The organism is Neolewinella persica DSM 23188, assembly GCF_000373105.1.
In the GTDB taxonomy this organism is placed as follows: domain Bacteria; phylum Bacteroidota; class Bacteroidia; order Chitinophagales; family Saprospiraceae; genus Neolewinella; species Neolewinella persica.
Genome location: NZ_KB890497.1, coordinates 136,786 through 153,633, shown reverse-complemented (window position 1 = coordinate 153,633; position 16,848 = coordinate 136,786). Strand labels below are relative to the sequence as shown.

16 protein-coding genes are annotated in these 16,848 nt (G+C 51.8%); 11 read left to right on the top strand and 5 right to left on the bottom strand.

Features of this window, described 5'->3' with window-relative positions:
* The first annotated feature begins 125 nt into the window (after positions 1–125).
* Complete coding sequence (locus tag B036_RS0127325) at positions 126–1,430, top strand: aspartate kinase (protein ID WP_020571914.1); 1,305 nt, start codon at positions 126–128, stop codon at positions 1,428–1,430.
* Positions 1,431–1,571: 141 nt separating this feature from the next.
* On the opposite strand, the gene B036_RS31410 is transcribed toward B036_RS0127325, so the two are convergent.
* On the bottom strand, positions 1,572–3,821 hold the full coding sequence (locus B036_RS31410) for a T9SS type A sorting domain-containing protein (RefSeq protein ID WP_020571913.1): 2,250 nt from the start codon (positions 3,819–3,821) through the stop codon (positions 1,572–1,574).
* A 317-nt stretch (positions 3,822–4,138) separates the two neighbouring features.
* On the opposite strand from B036_RS31410, the gene B036_RS0127315 reads away from it, so the two are divergent.
* Entirely contained in the window at positions 4,139–5,491 is a 1,353-nt protein-coding gene (locus B036_RS0127315) for a DEAD/DEAH box helicase (protein WP_020571912.1), read from the top strand.
* A 58-nt stretch (positions 5,492–5,549) separates the two neighbouring features.
* Here the strand turns inward: B036_RS0127315 and B036_RS0127310 are convergent, their stop codons facing one another.
* From B036_RS0127310 to B036_RS0127300, 3 genes are all read right to left on the bottom strand, one after another.
* Positions 5,550–6,536: an SAM-dependent methyltransferase gene (locus B036_RS0127310; RefSeq protein WP_020571911.1), complete on the bottom strand. Its 987-nt coding sequence runs from the start codon at positions 6,534–6,536 to the stop codon at positions 5,550–5,552.
* Positions 6,537–6,591: 55 nt separating this feature from the next.
* Complete coding sequence (locus tag B036_RS0127305; protein WP_020571910.1) at positions 6,592–7,170, bottom strand: YdeI/OmpD-associated family protein; 579 nt, start codon at positions 7,168–7,170, stop codon at positions 6,592–6,594.
* A 139-nt stretch (positions 7,171–7,309) separates the two neighbouring features.
* Positions 7,310–7,531, bottom strand: a complete 222-nt coding sequence (locus B036_RS0127300) for a hypothetical protein (RefSeq protein WP_020571909.1) — start codon at positions 7,529–7,531, stop codon at positions 7,310–7,312.
* Positions 7,532–7,582: 51 nt separating this feature from the next.
* Here B036_RS0127300 and B036_RS33840 point away from each other — a divergent pair, with 51 nt between their 5' ends.
* The 5 genes from B036_RS33840 (at position 7,583) to trxB (ending at position 10,848) form a co-directional block, all read left to right on the top strand.
* On the top strand, positions 7,583–7,840 hold the full coding sequence (locus B036_RS33840; protein WP_157472509.1) for a hypothetical protein: 258 nt from the start codon (positions 7,583–7,585) through the stop codon (positions 7,838–7,840).
* 17 nt (positions 7,841–7,857) lie between these two features.
* Positions 7,858–8,097, top strand: coding sequence for a hypothetical protein (locus tag B036_RS0127295; RefSeq protein WP_020571908.1), 240 nt, complete (start codon positions 7,858–7,860; stop codon positions 8,095–8,097).
* A gap of 198 nt (positions 8,098–8,295) precedes the next feature.
* Positions 8,296–8,769, top strand: coding sequence for a DUF7149 domain-containing protein (locus tag B036_RS0127290; protein ID WP_020571907.1), 474 nt, complete (start codon positions 8,296–8,298; stop codon positions 8,767–8,769).
* A gap of 124 nt (positions 8,770–8,893) precedes the next feature.
* On the top strand, positions 8,894–9,610 hold the full coding sequence (locus B036_RS0127285) for a hypothetical protein (protein WP_020571906.1): 717 nt from the start codon (positions 8,894–8,896) through the stop codon (positions 9,608–9,610).
* A 299-nt stretch (positions 9,611–9,909) separates the two neighbouring features.
* Positions 9,910–10,848: a thioredoxin-disulfide reductase gene (trxB, locus tag B036_RS0127280; RefSeq protein ID WP_020571905.1), complete on the top strand. Its 939-nt coding sequence runs from the start codon at positions 9,910–9,912 to the stop codon at positions 10,846–10,848.
* A 265-nt stretch (positions 10,849–11,113) separates the two neighbouring features.
* Here trxB and coaD read toward each other — a convergent pair whose 3' ends face one another.
* Positions 11,114–11,590, bottom strand: a complete 477-nt coding sequence (gene coaD, locus B036_RS0127275; RefSeq protein ID WP_020571904.1) for a pantetheine-phosphate adenylyltransferase — start codon at positions 11,588–11,590, stop codon at positions 11,114–11,116.
* A gap of 265 nt (positions 11,591–11,855) precedes the next feature.
* On the opposite strand from coaD, the gene B036_RS0127265 reads away from it, so the two are divergent.
* The 4 genes from B036_RS0127265 to B036_RS0127250 all read left to right on the top strand — a co-directional run bounded on the left by B036_RS0127265 (position 11,856) and on the right by B036_RS0127250 (position 16,815).
* Positions 11,856–12,494, top strand: coding sequence for an SDR family oxidoreductase (locus tag B036_RS0127265; protein ID WP_020571903.1), 639 nt, complete (start codon positions 11,856–11,858; stop codon positions 12,492–12,494).
* Positions 12,495–12,581: 87 nt separating this feature from the next.
* Positions 12,582–13,907: an MFS transporter gene (locus B036_RS0127260; RefSeq protein ID WP_020571902.1), complete on the top strand. Its 1,326-nt coding sequence runs from the start codon at positions 12,582–12,584 to the stop codon at positions 13,905–13,907.
* Between the two features lie 239 nt (positions 13,908–14,146).
* Positions 14,147–15,616 carry an MBOAT family O-acyltransferase gene (locus B036_RS0127255; protein ID WP_020571901.1) on the top strand — a complete coding sequence of 490 codons (1,470 nt, stop codon included), beginning with the start codon at positions 14,147–14,149 and terminating at the stop codon, positions 15,614–15,616.
* The gene (locus B036_RS0127250) at positions 15,616–16,815 is read left to right on the top strand and encodes an alginate O-acetyltransferase AlgX-related protein (protein WP_020571900.1); all 1,200 of its coding nucleotides are present in this window, start codon (positions 15,616–15,618) and stop codon (positions 16,813–16,815) included. Before B036_RS0127255 ends, B036_RS0127250 begins: the two co-directional genes overlap by 1 nt.
* The last annotated feature ends 33 nt before the right edge of the window (positions 16,816–16,848 follow it).

Here is a 16,848-nt window from a genome sequence, read left to right as displayed (position 1 = left end):
TCCAGGGCAGAAAACCAAAGGTTTTCTGTGTCCTCTCTGATTTCTGTGCTCTCTATACTTTCCGTGCGTTCTAAAGCAACCTTTTATCAATAGCTATTTCTACCTTCGCCCCGAAATTATATAGTATGCAACCCCTACCCCTCAACGTATTCAAATTTGGTGGTGCCTCCATCAAAGACGCCTCTTCCATTCGCAACGTAGCGTCCATTCTAAAAAGCTTCTCCGGCCAGCGCTTAGTGGTGATCGTTTCTGCAATGGGGAAAACTACGAATGCTTTAGAGGTCATCTCCCGGGCCTACGCCGATGGCGAAGTAGAGCTGGCAAAGCAAAAGCTGACCGAGTTACACAACGCGACACTTACAACCGTAAAGGAGCTGTTTGGTAAAACCCCACCTACCCTGGAAGCTTCGCTCAATGACCTGTTTGTAAGTGTAGATTGGGTCTTTGATGACCCACCCAACGAAAGCTACGACTACGACTACGATCAGATCGTTTCTCTGGGAGAACTGATAAGCAGCCACATCGTGGCTGCCTTCCTGAATCATGAGGGAATGCCCACACATTGGCTCGACGCCAGAGACTGCATCATCACTGACAATACCTATCGCGAAGGCTGGGTCCAGTGGCCTGAAACCCAAACCAGAATCATTAAACAAGTACCTCCTGTTTTGGAGGAAGGAAAGATGGTCCTGACCCAGGGATTCATCGGCTCCACAACCGAGAACTTCACGACCACCCTTGGCCGGGAAGGTTCCGATTATTCTGCCGCCATTTTCAGCTACTGCCTCGACGCTGAAGCCATGTCCATCTGGAAAGATGTCCCCGGCGTATTAACTGCCGACCCCCGGCTGTTCGACAACGTATCCAAGGTAGATCGCCTTAGCTATAAGGAGGCGATTGAGATGACCTACTACGGTGCCAGCATCATCCACCCCAAGACCATCAAGCCATTGCAGAATAAGAGTATCCCGCTCCACGTCCGCAGTTTCGTAGAGCCAACAGCTACGGGTACGGAAATATCCGATGAGGCCGGTGATAACTATCCTCCGATGGTGGCCGTGGAAAAAAACCAAGCGCTTGTCAACATCAGCACACGGGATTTCAGCTTTGTGGCCGAGCACCACATCAAGCAATTATTCGAGCACATCACCACGACCCGCCTGCAGGTAAACATGATGCAAAACACGGCCATCAGTTTCAATATTGTCGTCAATGATATTGATGATCGTATCGAACGGTTCCGCAAGTTGGTGAACGCTGAATTCAAAACGACCGTTGACCGCGACCTCGAGCTGATCACCATCCGGCATTACACCACCGAAGTAGCCAACAGTATGCGCCGTGGCAAAGTCCAACTGCTCGAAGGACGTATGCCGCTTACGCTGCAGATGGTGGTCAAGGAAGTACCGGTAATGAGCCGTAAGGCTTAAGCACTGCGCGCTTTTGTTACAGCGTCGCTTCGCTCCTGTTGCAAAAGTTGCGGGGTTGCAGTTGTTGCGGCGACATCCCAAAAGAATAAGAAACCTGCAACTACTGCAACCCCGGCAACGTGAGCAGAGCGACTAATCGCTTTACTTCCGCACAAATCGCACAGACGTCATCTCTTTACCTTCCAGGTAACGCATCAGGTAAACACCCGTAGGTAATTCAGCTACGGAGAATGGCGTACCGTCGGTAACGCCTTCGCGGCGGAGTACCTCGCGCCCGCTGAGGTCCATGACCCGAACGGTAAAGGGCGCATCAGAAGCAGTTGCCCGGTGAAGGCGCAACATCCCGTTGGTCGGGTTTGGCGCAAGTGCCGCTGTAGCAGAGTTGCCACTGAAAGATACCGTGACAATGTCGGAGTAGCTGAAGCTGCCATCTACGTCTACCTGACGTATCCGGTAAATATTCCGGCCGGTGACCGGCAGCTCATCGATGAAGTTGTAGGACTGAGCGTCGGTAGATTCACCGGCGGCAGTAACGCGGCCAATGGCTGAGAAAGTACCTCCTTCATTCGTAGAACGCTCTACTTCGAAGTAATCATTACCACTTTCCGAAGCAGTTATCCAATCAAGGACAACCGTCTTATCTGCCGGTGTGGCTTCAAAAGACAACCATTCTACCGGCAGCTCGAAGGCCGGTAAGACGTAGCCCCGATCCGTAAGAATAGTATGGATTGACAGCAACTCGGCGGCCGTACATTCGGGAATGGCACGGGCAGCTAAGTAAACGGCGTTGGCCGCATCATTCTGGTTGGAATTGCCGTTGGTCATGGCCAGGCCTTCCCAGAAAATAATGTCGGTTTTGCGCTTGCCGATGGCATCCCATACTTGCATCATAGAAGTAGACCAAACCTGGCCCTGACCATGCGGCAAACCTAATGGAATGTTGTTAGACCAGGTCGTAGAAACGCCGCAGCTGCGGCCATTCCAGAATTCATTGTGGCCGTCCCAGTTAAAAATCCAGAAGTATTGTGGGTCTGCTGGAGTCCAGTCTCCAAGACCACGGTTATAGGATGCCGCCCAGTAATCACCACAGCCTTCGCTGAGGCCCTGTTGCTGCGAGAGCCCACCCATGGTGATCCAATCGTGAAGACCGTGGCCGAGTTCGTGATGCACCACATCAGAATCTTCCGCATCATCAACGCCACCATCACCCCAGGCAAGGCGTTGAGAGCCACCTACGTAATGGGAATTATCGGCGTTGTTCAAACCCGAGGGGTCACACTTTACACCACCCGGATAATCAGTTGGGCGGACGTCAATCCCCAGGTCTTCGTTGAGGTAGCGCATCGACTCGTCGATGTGGTAGTATACGTTTACTGCCTCAAACGCATTGTCTGAACGGTTAAAATCCCAAACGTTAGTGGCCTGTTCGAAGACCCCACGATTGGGCGATTCTTCGTCAGTAATTTCACACCAGGGTCCTTTCAGGAAGTACATACCGTTTTCCAGCGTAATATCGAGGAGGGTAACAGTCACCTGTTCAGCCAGTAGTTCAGGAGAATCCGCGTCGTCACTATCAGAGAACCCGGTATCCCCATAACTGGCCCCAGCGGAAGAAAGAGGGTCAGGTACCCAAATGTTACCGGTTCCGCTCACCATCATGGTAGGGAAGGGCACGTATTCAGGTGTTGTACGGTGCTTGTGGTAGGCGGCGATGTCGGTCACACGAAGGATTTCGCCGTTTTTAGCATCCACAAAAACCTCCCATTCCCCTAAGGGCTCCATGGCTACCAGGCTGACACGGTAAGCCAGTTTGGCCTCACCGGTTTTATTCATCACAATTTTCAGGTCGTTGAATTCATCGGTGATGCGTCCCTCCGTATTGAGATAATCAAGGGTGATGGTGCGGGCCTGGTCGGCAGAAAGAGAAGGTCTGACTTCGCGCAAGTCGACATCCTTCACAAAGGAGTTGTTCACCATCACTACGCTACGATCTGGCTTGATGGTAAGCGACACCTCACCGCCATGTACAGGAACACCCTGCCACTGCTGATGAAACCGGACGGTAGTTCCTACCCGACGCGTAGGGGTTCCGAACACTTCAAGGTTGGCCAGATCGCCTGAAGTAAGGCCCATTTTGTCTTTATAATAAGCCAGAAAATCTCGTGCCATAACTTCCGGAGTACCGGGGACGGGGCGGTAGAAGCTTTTATACATTACCTGCACGGCACCGGAGGTAGCATCTACCCGGTCCCAGCCCTGGATGTCGTAAGCCTTTTGGGTAGGTTCGCCAAAAGCAACCGGGCGGGCGGGCATTGCTTTCTGTGCCGAAAGTGCCAAAGAAAAAAGTAGGAAGGCCACAAAGGTGACTACCCGAAAGAAATGATAACGCATACTAGTCTAAGTTCTGATGAAATTGAAGCCAAAATATAGGAAAGATGACTAACCTATCAATTTGGCGCTAAAGTTGAGGAATAAATTTGACATCCTTTTCTATTTAGGGACGCATAAGTTGCACAAAGTCTGCCCGAATACATACAATGTTTCACTAAACGGCAATTTTACCGCATAGTCATGAAGTTCAAAGGCCAGGGGTAGCTTGTCCGGCGGAGGTTCTTAAGGCGGGGACGCGGGTGCCGTGAAAAGGTAGAAAAGCAGGGTTACCGGTTATGTACTAAAAGTTAACATGGTTGAAGCATTACCTTTGCGCAATGACTTTTGCCGACTTCAATCTAAACAACCAACTTCAGCAGGCCCTGGCTGATATGGGCATTACTAAACCCACGGCCATTCAGGAGAAAACCTTCGGGCCAATCATGGCGGGAAGGGATGTAATCGGTATTGCCCAAACGGGTACGGGAAAGACCTTTGCGTACCTCTTGCCGTGCCTTCGGCTCTGGCGATTCACCAAATCTCCGTTTCCTCAGATCCTGATTATTGTCCCTACGCGCGAACTCGTGGCGCAGGTAGTGCAAGAGGTGGAAAAGCTGACCGAATTCATGAGCGTTGAGGTAGTTGGTGTTTACGGTGGCACTAACATCAAGAAGCATAAAGCGGAAGTTGAAGTTGGCGTAGATGTGGTGGTGGGAACCCCCGGCCGGCTGGGCGACCTGCTGAAAGATGGCGTCCTGAAGTTGAAAAATATCAAGCAACTCATCCTCGATGAAGTAGATGAAATGCTGGACCTCGGTTTCCGGCACCAACTCAAGGACATCGCCGATTTTCTTCCTAAAAAGCGCCAGCACCTGTTCTTTTCTGCTACGATGATCGACGACGTGATGGCGACCATCAGCGAGTTCACCGACTACTACGAAGTCATCGAAGCCGCGCCCTCCGGCGCGCCCCTCGAAAACATCGATCAATACGCCTACGAAGTCCCCAACTTCAACTCAAAGGCCAACCTGTTGGAGCTCCTTCTGAAGGAGGATGCAACGATAGAAAAGGTATTGGTCTTCGCCGCAACGCGACGCCTTGCCGACGCCCTTTATGAGCGCATGGAGCCCGTCTTCGGTGAATCGGTGGGCGTTATCCATTCCAATAAATCCCAGAACAACCGCTTCAATACGGTAGCTTCCTTTGAGGACGGCACTTACCGAATGCTGATCGCCACCGATATTGTTGCCAGGGGGTTGGACGTTTCCTCCGTCACCCACGTCGTCAACTTCGACGTTTCGGACAACGCCGAGAAGCACATCCACCGGGTCGGCCGTACCGGCCGCGCGAAGGAAAAAGGGGTGGGCATTATGTTTGTCGCAGAACAAGAGCAGCCATCCAAGCAGGACATCGAAGCATTGATGGGCCAAGAAATTCCGATTCATCCACTTCCCGAAGGATTAACGCTATCAGATGTGCTGATTCCGCTTGAAATAGAGCCGGAATTCGTTGCCGAAAACACCGAATTTATCTCCATTGACCCCGATCGGGCTGCCTTCCACGAAAAGAGTGAAAAGAACAGCAAAGTGGCCGTCCGGGAAGGCCGGCGGGATAAGATGATGAAGAAATATAAAAAGCCGATCACGCGGGGGCAGAAGCCTAAGGGCTCTAAGAAGAAGAAACGGAAATAGTCAAGGAGTCAGGCAGTCAAACAGTTGGCGCGAATGCACTCCAAAGTTCTGACTCTGACTAACCAATCGACCAGACAATTCCCGGTTCTGGCCGCAGTTCATATCTTGCCCTGAAAGTCAGGTCTTTATTCGTGCGGTCATCCGGGCTCAGGATAAGGTCGGGGATGGTCAATCCGCTTTTATTAAAGCGGAGGTATTGAGTACCAAAAACATGTATCTCGGTGGTCAGTGCCAGCGAATATTTGCTCTCCAGCGCTTCGTCGCTTATTTTAAGCGAGACTTCAGGAAAAGTCAATTCCGCAGTATTCAAACTGATTTGTTCCGCCAGCCCCTGTCTGCTTGATTCCATTAAGGCACCCAGAGCGATGGGCTCTTGTACCCCGATCATTGCACGATACCTGATATCCATTGCCGCAAGTTCAACCACGATGCTTTGAGGAACGAGCAGGGCGTCCGACCTGAGTTGTTGGAGGAGATTTACGGTGATGGCTACCTGGGGTTCTCTTTTCAAGGTATTCTGCATCGTTTCACTTAGCAGGATGTCATAGACCTCTGGCTCTGTCAATTTCAGGGTACTGGCGTCTGCTTGCATTATCTCCCGCAAGTAGGGGGCGAAAGCAGGTTGTGCAAAAATATGGAGGATGGACCGGTAACTTTGATCGTTGATCTCGACCAGCGTCAATTGTAGTTGTTGCGGGTTGAATACGGACAGCAGTGGCAGGACCAACGTAGCATAGGGGCCGGTTCCGGCGTACAAAAGCTGAACGGGGCCATGCCGCCGACGCAGTACCTCCCGGACGGCTTCTGCCGTTCCTTTGATAAACCGCTTGGTCCGCTCCAGGTCATCGACACAACGTACAGCCCACTCCGTGGCAACGGCCAGACCAGCAGTTAAGTGGATGTCTTTGCGATAGACGTTGTTCCCAAGGTCTAAGGTAGTCAGCTCCTGCAAATAGCGTTTGAAGACTAGGGTGGCTGATTTGAGTTCGTGATAATCTAACTCATCGGCCAGGTATACATCGGCGATTTGGCGTAGCTGTTGCACGGGCCGAAAATACTGAAATAGTTGCAGATTGCACTGAGCAGGGCTCAGGTTACTTCTAATCGTTCAATCCTTTTCCATCAATAATTTTGGGGATATATTTTTCTATCCTTGAGGTACGTGTTTTAGCTTGTTTAGCTTTTGTAAAATACAGTAAATACCCTCTTTTCCGACCGGGGGTTAGCGCTTCGAAGGCGGATTTCAAGTCCTGGTTGCTGTCCAAAGCTTTTTCAAATTCAGCCGGCATCTCAAATTCAGCCGTCTTTTTCATTTTCACTTCTACCCCAGCCTTCTCCACTTCAATTGCTTCGAAAATATAGGTTTTAATGGTTTGCTCCAACCTGATTACATCTTCCAAATCAGCAAACCTGATCTGGCGGGCAACCTGCACATTCTCTGTCTGCTGCACCAAGATGCCTTCGGAATCACTCAGCAGCACTCCTTTATGAAACAGCAGGGCACAATACGCCTTAAATCCGTGAATCAGCACCACATTACTTCCTTGAAAGGTGTAGCAGGGGTGCATCCATTTGTACTCTTCGGTGAGTCCGCAATCAAGACAGATTCTTCTCAACAAAGTCATCTCCGCTTTCCATTTTTTTGCTTTGTCTAGAAAGTTATCAACGGCTGGATTCATTGTTTCAGTTCTATTGATTTACAAAGAGAATTTTCTAACAGCGGGTTTAAAAATTCATGCCGCCGCGAAATTGCTCCGCTTGAGTCTGGTTTCAATCAGTTGGTTTCAGACTAACAGCACTGAGAACAGACCAGTAGAGTTAGTCCTTTATCTCATAATCGATGTCCAGCTTCCGGAGGGACCGGAACGCGGAGCTTTCGTTAAAGGAGACTTCGATCTCTACGGCGGAGCCTTCGATCAGGATATCGGTCAGTTCGTTGGCGAGGTTATAGTCTACGCCATCGGCGATTTCTTCAATGGTGCGGGCGATGGCGCGGCGGTCGGGGCGGTCCTGGTTGCAGGATAGGAGGTTGAGTTTCATGCTGTTTTAATTTGTGGTAAATATAATATATTTTAAACAAAAAACAGGCTTTTGTTTCTTCTTGAAGGTGTCTACCAATTTGCACCATGTGGTGTGGGCCTTACCTGTATTTTTTTTTCAAAAAAGACCGGTGTGTCCAGCCGCTCATCCGATGCATCTTTTGACCTGGCGCAGCCGGGCAAAAGTTCATCGGATGTGTCGGACCAGCTTGGGTTAAGTGCTTTTTTTACTCCTGCTTCAACTCCGCTCAATACTGAATTTACTACCGTTTCTCTTGTTCACGCATTTTACACATCCGATGTAGGGTGATAAAAATTTGCGATACAATGCAAACGCTAGAAATCGCTCGTCGGCCGAGGCGGGAGGTACGACCTGACTCGTCCGCCGAGGAATTTCGGTCCTTTCCGTGCCACTCGGCGGACGAGTCAGGCCCAAGGGCCACCTCGGCCGACGAGCTAAAACCTGCCGCTGCAAATAAGATTTTTATCACCCTACATCCGATGAACTTCCTGCGGCTACGCCAGCAGAAAGATGCATCGGATGAGAAAATGCTACAGACGCGTTAATTGAAAAATCAATAAATGCAGGCCTGCGATACAAAGCTCTCCGAGCTGAGCCAATGCTTGCTAGCGCTCGTGCTGGCCATCAGCTTCGTTTGGGTAATTCAGTGAAAAGCGGAGGGAAACCTTATATTGCCCTTCCAACTCTCCCCGCACCTGCGGGCCCGCCCTACCCTGTTTTTAATAAAACACCCAACTACTCCCTTGAAGGTCATAAACATCTCCCCCGCCCAGGCCCTCCGCCCTGCTTTTCGCAAGGCCAAAGTCAGCCGCGCCCACATTGAGCGGATGAAACACGAGCTACCGCTTTTGCTGGATCGTACGGCCGGAAAAGTCAGCGAATCCACCCTGCGCGGCCACCTGGAAACCTTCCTGCACGGCGTCGCTTTTCCGATCAACGAATTCCTGATCCAGAGTGAGGTGCGGCGCATGGATACCGTGATCCACGACGGGCCGAAGCGCAAGGGCCCCGTGGGTGTCATCATCGAGGCAAAAACGATCGACAATCCGCGCGAGATGTTTTCGGCCAGCAAGCCCAACGTCAAGGCCCTACACGAACTCGCCCTCTACTTCATGCGCGAGCGCCACGCCGGCAACACCGCCATCAAGCAACTGCTGATTACCAACGGGGAGACGATCTACCTCTTCGCCGACGCCGAGTTCGAGCGGATCTTCTAGAACCGGAAAACCTTCCGCAAGCAGGTGCTGGCCGCCGACGCCGACGGCGGCAAGAACAACCCCATCGTCTACGAGATTATCGAACGCCACGTGGCCGACTTGCAACGGGCTGGAAATCCACGAAGTGTACAAATACAACTACGAGCCGCTGCTGGGGCAGCTGCGGGAGAACCCCGACAAGGTCCGCACCTGCGACAAATCCAACGATGAGCTGCGGGCGGACCACATCCTGGGGGCGATCTTCCGGGAGGTGGAGTTGCGGCATTTCCGGGACGACATGGTGAGTATGTCCCGGACGGTGGCCGAGGATTTGGTAAAGGCCAAGGGTAACGTGACAAAGATCAAGGCGAAGCAGGCCAACGTTGTTTCCGGCTCGGGCGGTCAGGTAATCCATGAGGCGGCCGGAGCTGCGCAGCCCTTCATCGGCTACCTGTTTGAGCGGGAGCATATTCGGGTATCGTTGGCGTGGCTGGCGCTGGCGGGTGCGGTGGGCATGGCCATTTACAACTTCGTCCCCGGTTTGCGGGACTACGCCTTCTTGATCTTTGCCATCGTGACGTTGTACGGGTTGTTTGTGGGGTTGCAGCGGCAGGGGAAATTTTACCGGTTTGCGCGGTGGGCGTTCGGGCTGGGTTTTGGATTTTTGAGTGTGCTCACTTCACTGCCCACGTTTGAGGGCGTGATCCGTACCCGCTACGAGGAGGATGGCGGCATGGTTAACGGAATATTTCACTTCCTGCTCGATACGCCGCCTTCGCTGAACGTGGTGATTCTGGTGCTGACTACGGTTATTGTGCTGGTTTGTTTGTGGCTGCAGTATCGGGAGGATAATAAGGCTTAGGGCAAGGGTGTGTTGGTGGTTGATTTCATCCGCTAAGGGCTATGCCCCGAGAGAACTTTGTCTGTAACCGCAACAGGTGCAATAAAGCTCCGCTTTATTCTCGGGGCCGGAGCCCCTCGCCCTTAACCTTCCAATGCACCTGCGGCCCCGCCCAAATAGGAAGTATGCAGCGAAGCCAAAAAGTCGCCTCCCGACACCCCCACCGGCAACCCTGAGAATGCCTGGTTGTTCTCTTTCCGTAATCCGGCGAGAAGACACAGCAGGATTGCTTACTTTTGCCCCCTCAAATAAAATTTACCATGAGCAAAGAACCCTTAAAGACCGTCATCATCGGCTCCGGCCCCGCCGGATATACCGCTGCCATTTATGCCGCACGTGCCAACCTCAGCCCCGTACTGTACACGGGTAAGGAGCCCGGTGGCCAGCTGATGATCACGACCGACGTGGAGAACTTCCCCGGTTACCCCGACGGCGTTATGGGCCCTCAGATGATGGAAGACCTCCGTAAGCAGGCCGAACGGTTCGACACTAAAGTTATTTATGAGCTGATCGACAAAGTCGACTTCAGTGGTCCGGTGCATAAGATCTGGACGGAAAGTGGCGAAGAGATTCATGCCCACACCGTTATTATTTCCACGGGTGCAAGCGCCCGATGGCTCGGTATAGAAAGCGAGCAACGCCTGATGAACAATGGCGTAAGTGCCTGTGCCGTCTGTGACGGCTTTTTCTACCGTGGCAAAGAAACCGCCATCGTCGGTGCTGGCGACAGTGCCGCCGAGGAAGCGCTTTACCTGAGCAACCTGTGCCCGACGGTACACATGTTCGTCCGCCGCGACGAAATGCGGGCGTCGAAGATCATGCAGGATCGGGTGAAGAAGCAAAAAAACATCAAGATCTACTGGAATACGGAAACGGAAGAGATTCTGGGCGATGAATTCGTGACTGGTGTGCGCGTATTCAATAACAAGACCGGCGAAAAGCAGGAGATTCCGATCGAAGGCTTTTTCGTGGCCATCGGCCACGTGCCGAATACCGCGATTTTCAAAGACTGGATCGACATGGAAGACACCGGCTACCTGATTCACCAACCGAACTCCACGAAGACCAACGTCCCCGGTGTATTCGTTTCCGGAGATGCGTCTGATCACGTATACCGTCAGGCCATCACGGCTGCGGGTACGGGTTGTATGGCTGCGTTGGATGCGGAGCGGTACCTGGGTTCGATCGGCATCATCTAGAAATAAGGTAAATAAGGCGAATGAGGGAATAATTGAATAAGCTGCCGCAGGTACCGTTCGCGGCGCTGCGCTTGCTCACCTTGTCAAGTAGTTCATCGTCAAATAGTCTATAGTAGCTACCGCTAGTGCCGTTCGCAGCGCTTCGCTTGCTCACCTTTTGTGAGCTTTCTTTACCTAAACCAAATAAATGGGAGAATACCAGACTTCAAGGTCAAGGTATTCTCCCATTCTTTTTATTCCATTATTCACTCATTCTCCCATTCACTCATTTTCTCACTTCTACCCCTTTCGGCAAAAACGGACTAGCATCTCCCCCACCCTTGATTATTTCCCGGACGATGGTCGAACTAATATGGGAGTAAGCCGGCTGACTGATGAGGAAAACGGTTTCCAGGCCATCTCCGACAATGTCGTTGAGTTGGGAGATGGTCTTTTCGTAGTCGAAATCGCTGGCGTTACGTAAACCACGTAGTAAGTAGCGGGCATCTATTTTATTACAGAAGTGCGCCGTTAGGCCTTCGAAGCTGCTTACTTCGACTTTGGGCTCGTCGGCAAAGACGGCTTTGAGCCATTCCAGGCGTTGCTCCAATGGGAAGAGGTACTTCTTCTGGGTATTGACGCCAACGGCCACCACAATTTTATCGAATAAAGGGACGGCCCGGCGAACAAGTTCTGCGTGTCCCGTAGTTATGGGATCGAAGGAACCGGGGAATACTGCTACTTTGATGGGGCTATTGGTCATGTTGGTGCTACTGGACTATTGGTCTGTTGGGGCGACAAAATACTACTAATGGCTGGTCAAACTTTAATTTTCGGGCAACCCAATTTTAGAATAATGGTTGCTTCCATAATTCTACCCGTTAACAAACTGCTTACTGAAAGTGTCGAGTTATCCGACGTCCTTTTATTCGCAGGAAATACCCGGCGAGTGGACCAAAGTACTATTCAGCAAGACTTAGGTGGTAGTTGAGTCCAATGATTTCAAAATGTCAATAAAAGCTAGAAACATGAATAACGAAAAGAAAAACGTATTAGTAGCCGGCGCGAACGGTACCACGGGCAGGATCATCATAGAGTTACTGCAAGACGCTGATAAATACCGCCCCATTGCCATGGTTCGCGAACAGGAGCAAAAAGATCGGTTTGAAAAGAACCAGGTCGCTGTAGTTCTGGCCGACCTGAAAGAAGATTTAAGCCACGCAGTAAAAGACGTAGATATAGTAATTTTTGCTGCCGGTTCTGGTGGCAAAAAGGTCATCGAAGTAGACCAGGAAGGAGCGAAGAGATTAACGGATGCTGCTAAAAATGCAGGTATCCGGAAATTCGTAATGCTCAGCTCCATGGGAGCCGACGACCCCTCGGCTAGTGACGATCTTGAAGACTATTTGAGGGCGAAGCAAAACGCTGACAAGTATTTACGCGCCAGCACTTTAGGCTATACCATCGTGCGACCTGGAAGCCTGACGGATGAAGCAGGTACGGGTAAAATTCAGCTAAAGGAAAAGTTGGCAACCCAGGGAAGCATTTCTAGGGCAGACGTAGCTAAAACCCTCGTTGAAGTTCTGGAAGACGGTACAATGCAAAACCAGACTTTCGAAATTATAACCGGGGACACCCCCATTAAAAAAGCGGTTCGACCTTCCTGATAACAACGATCAGGTTTACATTTAGGGAATGAGGTAGGGCAGACCGATAACAATAGAAGTCCAAAATACAAATCCTATCTTGGCGCCATGACCAACCAACTCAACGATCCGCGTACGATGAACGGCTGGGCCCTGTTCGACTGGGCCAACTCGGCTTTTGCCCTGGTGATTACTACGGCAATTTTCCCGCCCTACTTTGCGGCGGTCATCGACGATAAGTTTACCGTTGCGGGTTTTGAGTTCAGTGACAGTTCGTGGCTTACGCTTACGATTACCATCAGCTATTTGATCATTGCTGTGCTTTCACCGTTGTTGTCCGGCATTGCGGACGTTGGTGGCCGCCGCAAAGGTTTTCTGAAGTTTTTCACCACCATGGGCGGGGTGGGTTGTATTGGCCTTTTCTGGTTCAATGGCATGGATACGTTATGGCTGGGTACCATCGCCTTTGCGATGGGATTGATTGGCTTTGCTGGCGGCCTGGTATTTTACAACAGTTTTTTACCCGTCATTGCCACCCAGGATAAGTTCGACAAGCTAAGTGCCAAGGGCTTTGCGATGGGCTACGTTGGGTCAGTACTCCTGCTCGTGCTGAACCTTGCGATGGTACAGAAGCCCGAGTGGTTTGGCCTACCGACGGAGGGGACGCTGGCCGTCCGCCTTGCCTTCATTACCGTTGGTATTTGGTGGCTGGTTTTTGCGGCCATTTCACTGGCTCGTTTGCCGGACGACGTACGAAAATCCGGTACCAGCTTTGCCGACATGGCTGGTCAGGGTATGGCAGAGCTTCAGTCCGTTTGGACGCGGGTAAGCAAATCCACACCCACCAAAAGGTTTTTAGCCGCCTTTTTCAGTTACTCCGCAGGGGTACAAACGGTCATCTTTTTGGCCTCCATTTTTGCGGCCAAGGAGCTTGGCTTTGAAAGTAGTGAGTTGATTTTGGTGGTATTGATTTTGCAGATCGTGGCCGTGGGCGGTGCCTACCTGGCGGCATCCGTCAGTAAACGCTACGGCAATAAGGCCAGTATTTACTTCCAACTGATCATCTGGTTTTGCATTTGTCTGGCTGGGTACTTCGTCCAGGGAAAGACTACCTTTTATGCCGTTGCTGCTGCCGTTGGCCTGGTGATGGGCGGCATCCAGAGTATGAGTCGGTCGACGTACGCCAAGTTAATTCCTACGCGGGAAGACGTGACCTCCTACTTTAGTTTCTACGACGTGCTAGAGAAGGTCGCCATCGTAGGAGGTACGGCCATTTTTGCCATCCTGGACCTGATCACGGGGAGCATGCGGATGAGCCTATTGGCTTTGTCTTTGTTCTTCGCGTTGGGGATGGTGATTTTGTGGGGGTTTCACTTGCCGGAAGCAAAGCCAGTTGAAAATGATCTAACGGAAGATTTGATTGATGAAGAGTAGGTAGTGGGTAGTTTCGGCGAGAGAAGAATTATTTTTTACCATTAAGGCATTTAGGGCTGCTTCGCAACTGGGGCATTAAGGAAGTTAAGAGAGGATGGAATAACAGCCCTGCTCGCTTCACTCGAACGATGCACTTCTAAGTCCGCAATAGTTGGTAGCCCTCCACCCGTGGTTTAGCTTTGCCCTGACGGACCAAAAGTCCAATACCACCAACAGACCAATAGTACCAATAGACCAACTTGCTCTTCTCCTCCCTGATCTTCCTCACCCTGGCCCTTCCCATCATTTGGGGCGGAAGCCTGGCCTTACCTAACCGATGGCAGAATGCCTGGCTGCTGCTGGTGAGTGTGATCGTGTATGCCTGGGGAGGCGTAAGCTACACGGCGGTTTTGTTGGGGAGTATTTTGATGAACTACGTGGTTGGTTTACAATTGACCGGCTTACATAAGCGGCGTTGGCTGATTGTGGGAGTTATTGCCAATCTGACGACCCTTGCGGTATTCAAGTACACGATGTTCGCCGTTGGCGAAGCCAACGATCTGCTGCGCATGATTCGGATTCCAGCCTTTGAACTGCCGAAAATCGCGCTGCCGCTGGGGATCAGCTTTTATACTTTCCAGGCCATGTCGTACCTGGTGGACACGTACCGGGGTGCCACACCGCCGCAACGCAACATCTTTCGGCTAGGGCTCTACATTTCGTTTTTTCCGCAGCTGATCGCGGGGCCGATTGTGCGGTACCAGGATATGGACCGGCAGATTTCGGAGCGGCAGCGGAGTTGGGAGATGACGGCGGAGGGAATCCGCCGTTTTTTAGTCGGTTTGGTCAAGAAGGTGCTCATTGCCAATACATTGGCTACCGTGGCAGACGAGATCTTTGCGCTGGACTTCGGCACCATGGACGCCTTAACTGCCTGGGCCGGTGCTGTGCTCTACGCCGGGCAGATCTATTACGATTTCAGCGGGTACTCCGACATGGCTATCGGGCTGGGCATGTTGTTTGGGTTCCGGCTACCGGAGAATTTCAATTACCCCTATGCCAGTAAAAGCATTCGAGAGTTTTGGCGGAGGTGGCACATCACGCTTGGGGCGTGGTTTCGGGACTACCTGTATGTCCCATTAGGTGGTAGCCGGGACGGATATTGGCGGACAATGCGCAATTTACTGCTTGTTTTTCTGGCCACTGGTTTTTGGCATGGTGCGGCTTGGGCGTTCGTGCTGTGGGGGCTGTGGCACGGCCTGTTCATTGTATTAGAAAGACAACGCTGGTGGCCTGGTGGCAACGTCGTTTATGCCTTTGTCGTAGTGCTGCTGGGCTGGGTACTGTTCCGGACGGAGTCGGCGGCGTTGGCCGGGGATTACTACCTGGCGATGTTTGGGCTGAACGGGGATACGGTGGCTTTTGACTGGGGTTTTTACTGGAATTTGGAGTTGACGGTGGTGGGGATGGTGGCTTTGGTTGGTGCTTTTGGGGGTGGGACTTTGGTTTATCGTAAATATGTAGAAGTACGACAGGCTAATAGTAAATATGTAGAAGTACGACAAAACGTAAGTAAACGTATAAATACGGATAACCCAGCCCCCAAAACCAAGGCCCTCTACCAATTTCTCGACATAATCCATCTCTTTACCCTCCTAACCCTCTTCCTCCTCTGCCTGAACGCCCTGGTCAACAACGCCCTCAACCCCTTCATCTATTTCCGATTCTGATGACGAAAATATTCCACTACGGCCTGCCGCTTGCCTTCGGTCTTCTACTCTTGCTGAGTTGGACGGATGCGCTCTTTTGGGGGGCGGGGACGCAGGTGCAAAGTTTTGAGAACAAAGCAGCAGTGAAGACCCCGGTCTTCCGCCCTGATCTCCTGGACCCCTTCCCCCGCGACGCGGAGGCCTACTTCAACGACCAGTTCCCATGGAAGGGCCTTTTTCAACGTTTCAACGCCAAACTACAGGCCCTCACTAACCGCCGCTCTCCCCTACCCGACCTGGTGGTGGTCGGACAAGACGAATGGCTCTACAAAGGCGGGCTACAGCTCGACATCTATCGGGGCAAACGCCGTTTTACGCCCGCAGAGCTCAATCAGGTAGTCGATGAACTCCTGGCCAGAAGAGACAGCATCCGGGCCAGAGGAGGCAAATACTACCTCGCCATCGCCCCGCTGAAACACCACATTTATCCGGAGTTTCTGCCGGACCACGTCCGGCCCCTTAACCAGCAATACGCCGCTCGTCAACTGTACGCCGCTCTCGATCAGACAGAACTACCGTACATAGACCTTCATACTCCGCTGCGCAACTTTGCCCTTAACCACCTGCCCCTGCACCTGCGGCCCCGCCCCGAAAAGTATTCCGCTAAGAACGACCTCTATTTTCGCACCGATCATCACTGGACGGTCAAGGCCGGACTCCTCGCCGCCCAAACCATTACCGACCGGATGATCGCCGACGGCTTTCCCCTCCAGCCCCTGGACACCTCCACCTATACCATCAGCGTAAAACCAGCTAAAGGGATGACCCTGGCACAGATCATCGGCGCCGACCGGCCCGATCAGGATTTCTCCCAAACCCTCCACCACGATTGGACCACAAAGGAAGTTCCCCGTGCCGACATCACCATTCCCGATAGGTTTCCCTACAAGCAAAATTACGTCCGCCAACGCCTGAAAACTAATGCCCGTGACCGTACCGAACTTCCCTCACTTTTCGTAAACCGGGAAAGCTTTGGCGAAAACCTAATTCACCCGCTAAGCGAACATTTCAGCTCCACCTTCTTCCTCTTTGATGAGTGGAAACACCACCTCAACCTCCCCGATTACGACCGGGAAGGCGGAGATATTTACCTCCAACTCATCTGGGAAGGCTTCTTGTTTAACCTGCTGGAAATTCCACAGGATGACGGAAAGTGGTGAGGTGAATAAGGTTGTTAATTGGTAATTGTTGCT

What these genes read in the sequence shown, in the direction of transcription:
- B036_RS0127325 (WP_020571914.1), top strand. Translation starts at nt 126, where the DNA reads ATGCAACCCCTACCCCTCAACGTATTCAAATTTGGTGGTGCCTCCATC.
- B036_RS31410 (WP_020571913.1), bottom strand. Translation starts at nt 3,821, where the DNA reads ATGCGTTATCATTTCTTTCGGGTAGTCACCTTTGTGGCCTTCCTACTT.
- B036_RS0127315 (WP_020571912.1), top strand. Translation starts at nt 4,139, where the DNA reads ATGACTTTTGCCGACTTCAATCTAAACAACCAACTTCAGCAGGCCCTG.
- B036_RS0127305 (WP_020571910.1), bottom strand. Translation starts at nt 7,170, where the DNA reads ATGAATCCAGCCGTTGATAACTTTCTAGACAAAGCAAAAAAATGGAAA.
- B036_RS0127300 (WP_020571909.1), bottom strand. Translation starts at nt 7,531, where the DNA reads ATGAAACTCAACCTCCTATCCTGCAACCAGGACCGCCCCGACCGCCGC.
- B036_RS0127295 (WP_020571908.1), top strand. Translation starts at nt 7,858, where the DNA reads ATGCAAACGCTAGAAATCGCTCGTCGGCCGAGGCGGGAGGTACGACCT.
- trxB (WP_020571905.1), top strand. Translation starts at nt 9,910, where the DNA reads ATGAGCAAAGAACCCTTAAAGACCGTCATCATCGGCTCCGGCCCCGCC.
- coaD (WP_020571904.1), bottom strand. Translation starts at nt 11,590, where the DNA reads ATGACCAATAGCCCCATCAAAGTAGCAGTATTCCCCGGTTCCTTCGAT.
- B036_RS0127265 (WP_020571903.1), top strand. Translation starts at nt 11,856, where the DNA reads ATGAATAACGAAAAGAAAAACGTATTAGTAGCCGGCGCGAACGGTACC.
- B036_RS0127260 (WP_020571902.1), top strand. Translation starts at nt 12,582, where the DNA reads ATGACCAACCAACTCAACGATCCGCGTACGATGAACGGCTGGGCCCTG.
- B036_RS0127250 (WP_020571900.1), top strand. Translation starts at nt 15,616, where the DNA reads ATGACGAAAATATTCCACTACGGCCTGCCGCTTGCCTTCGGTCTTCTA.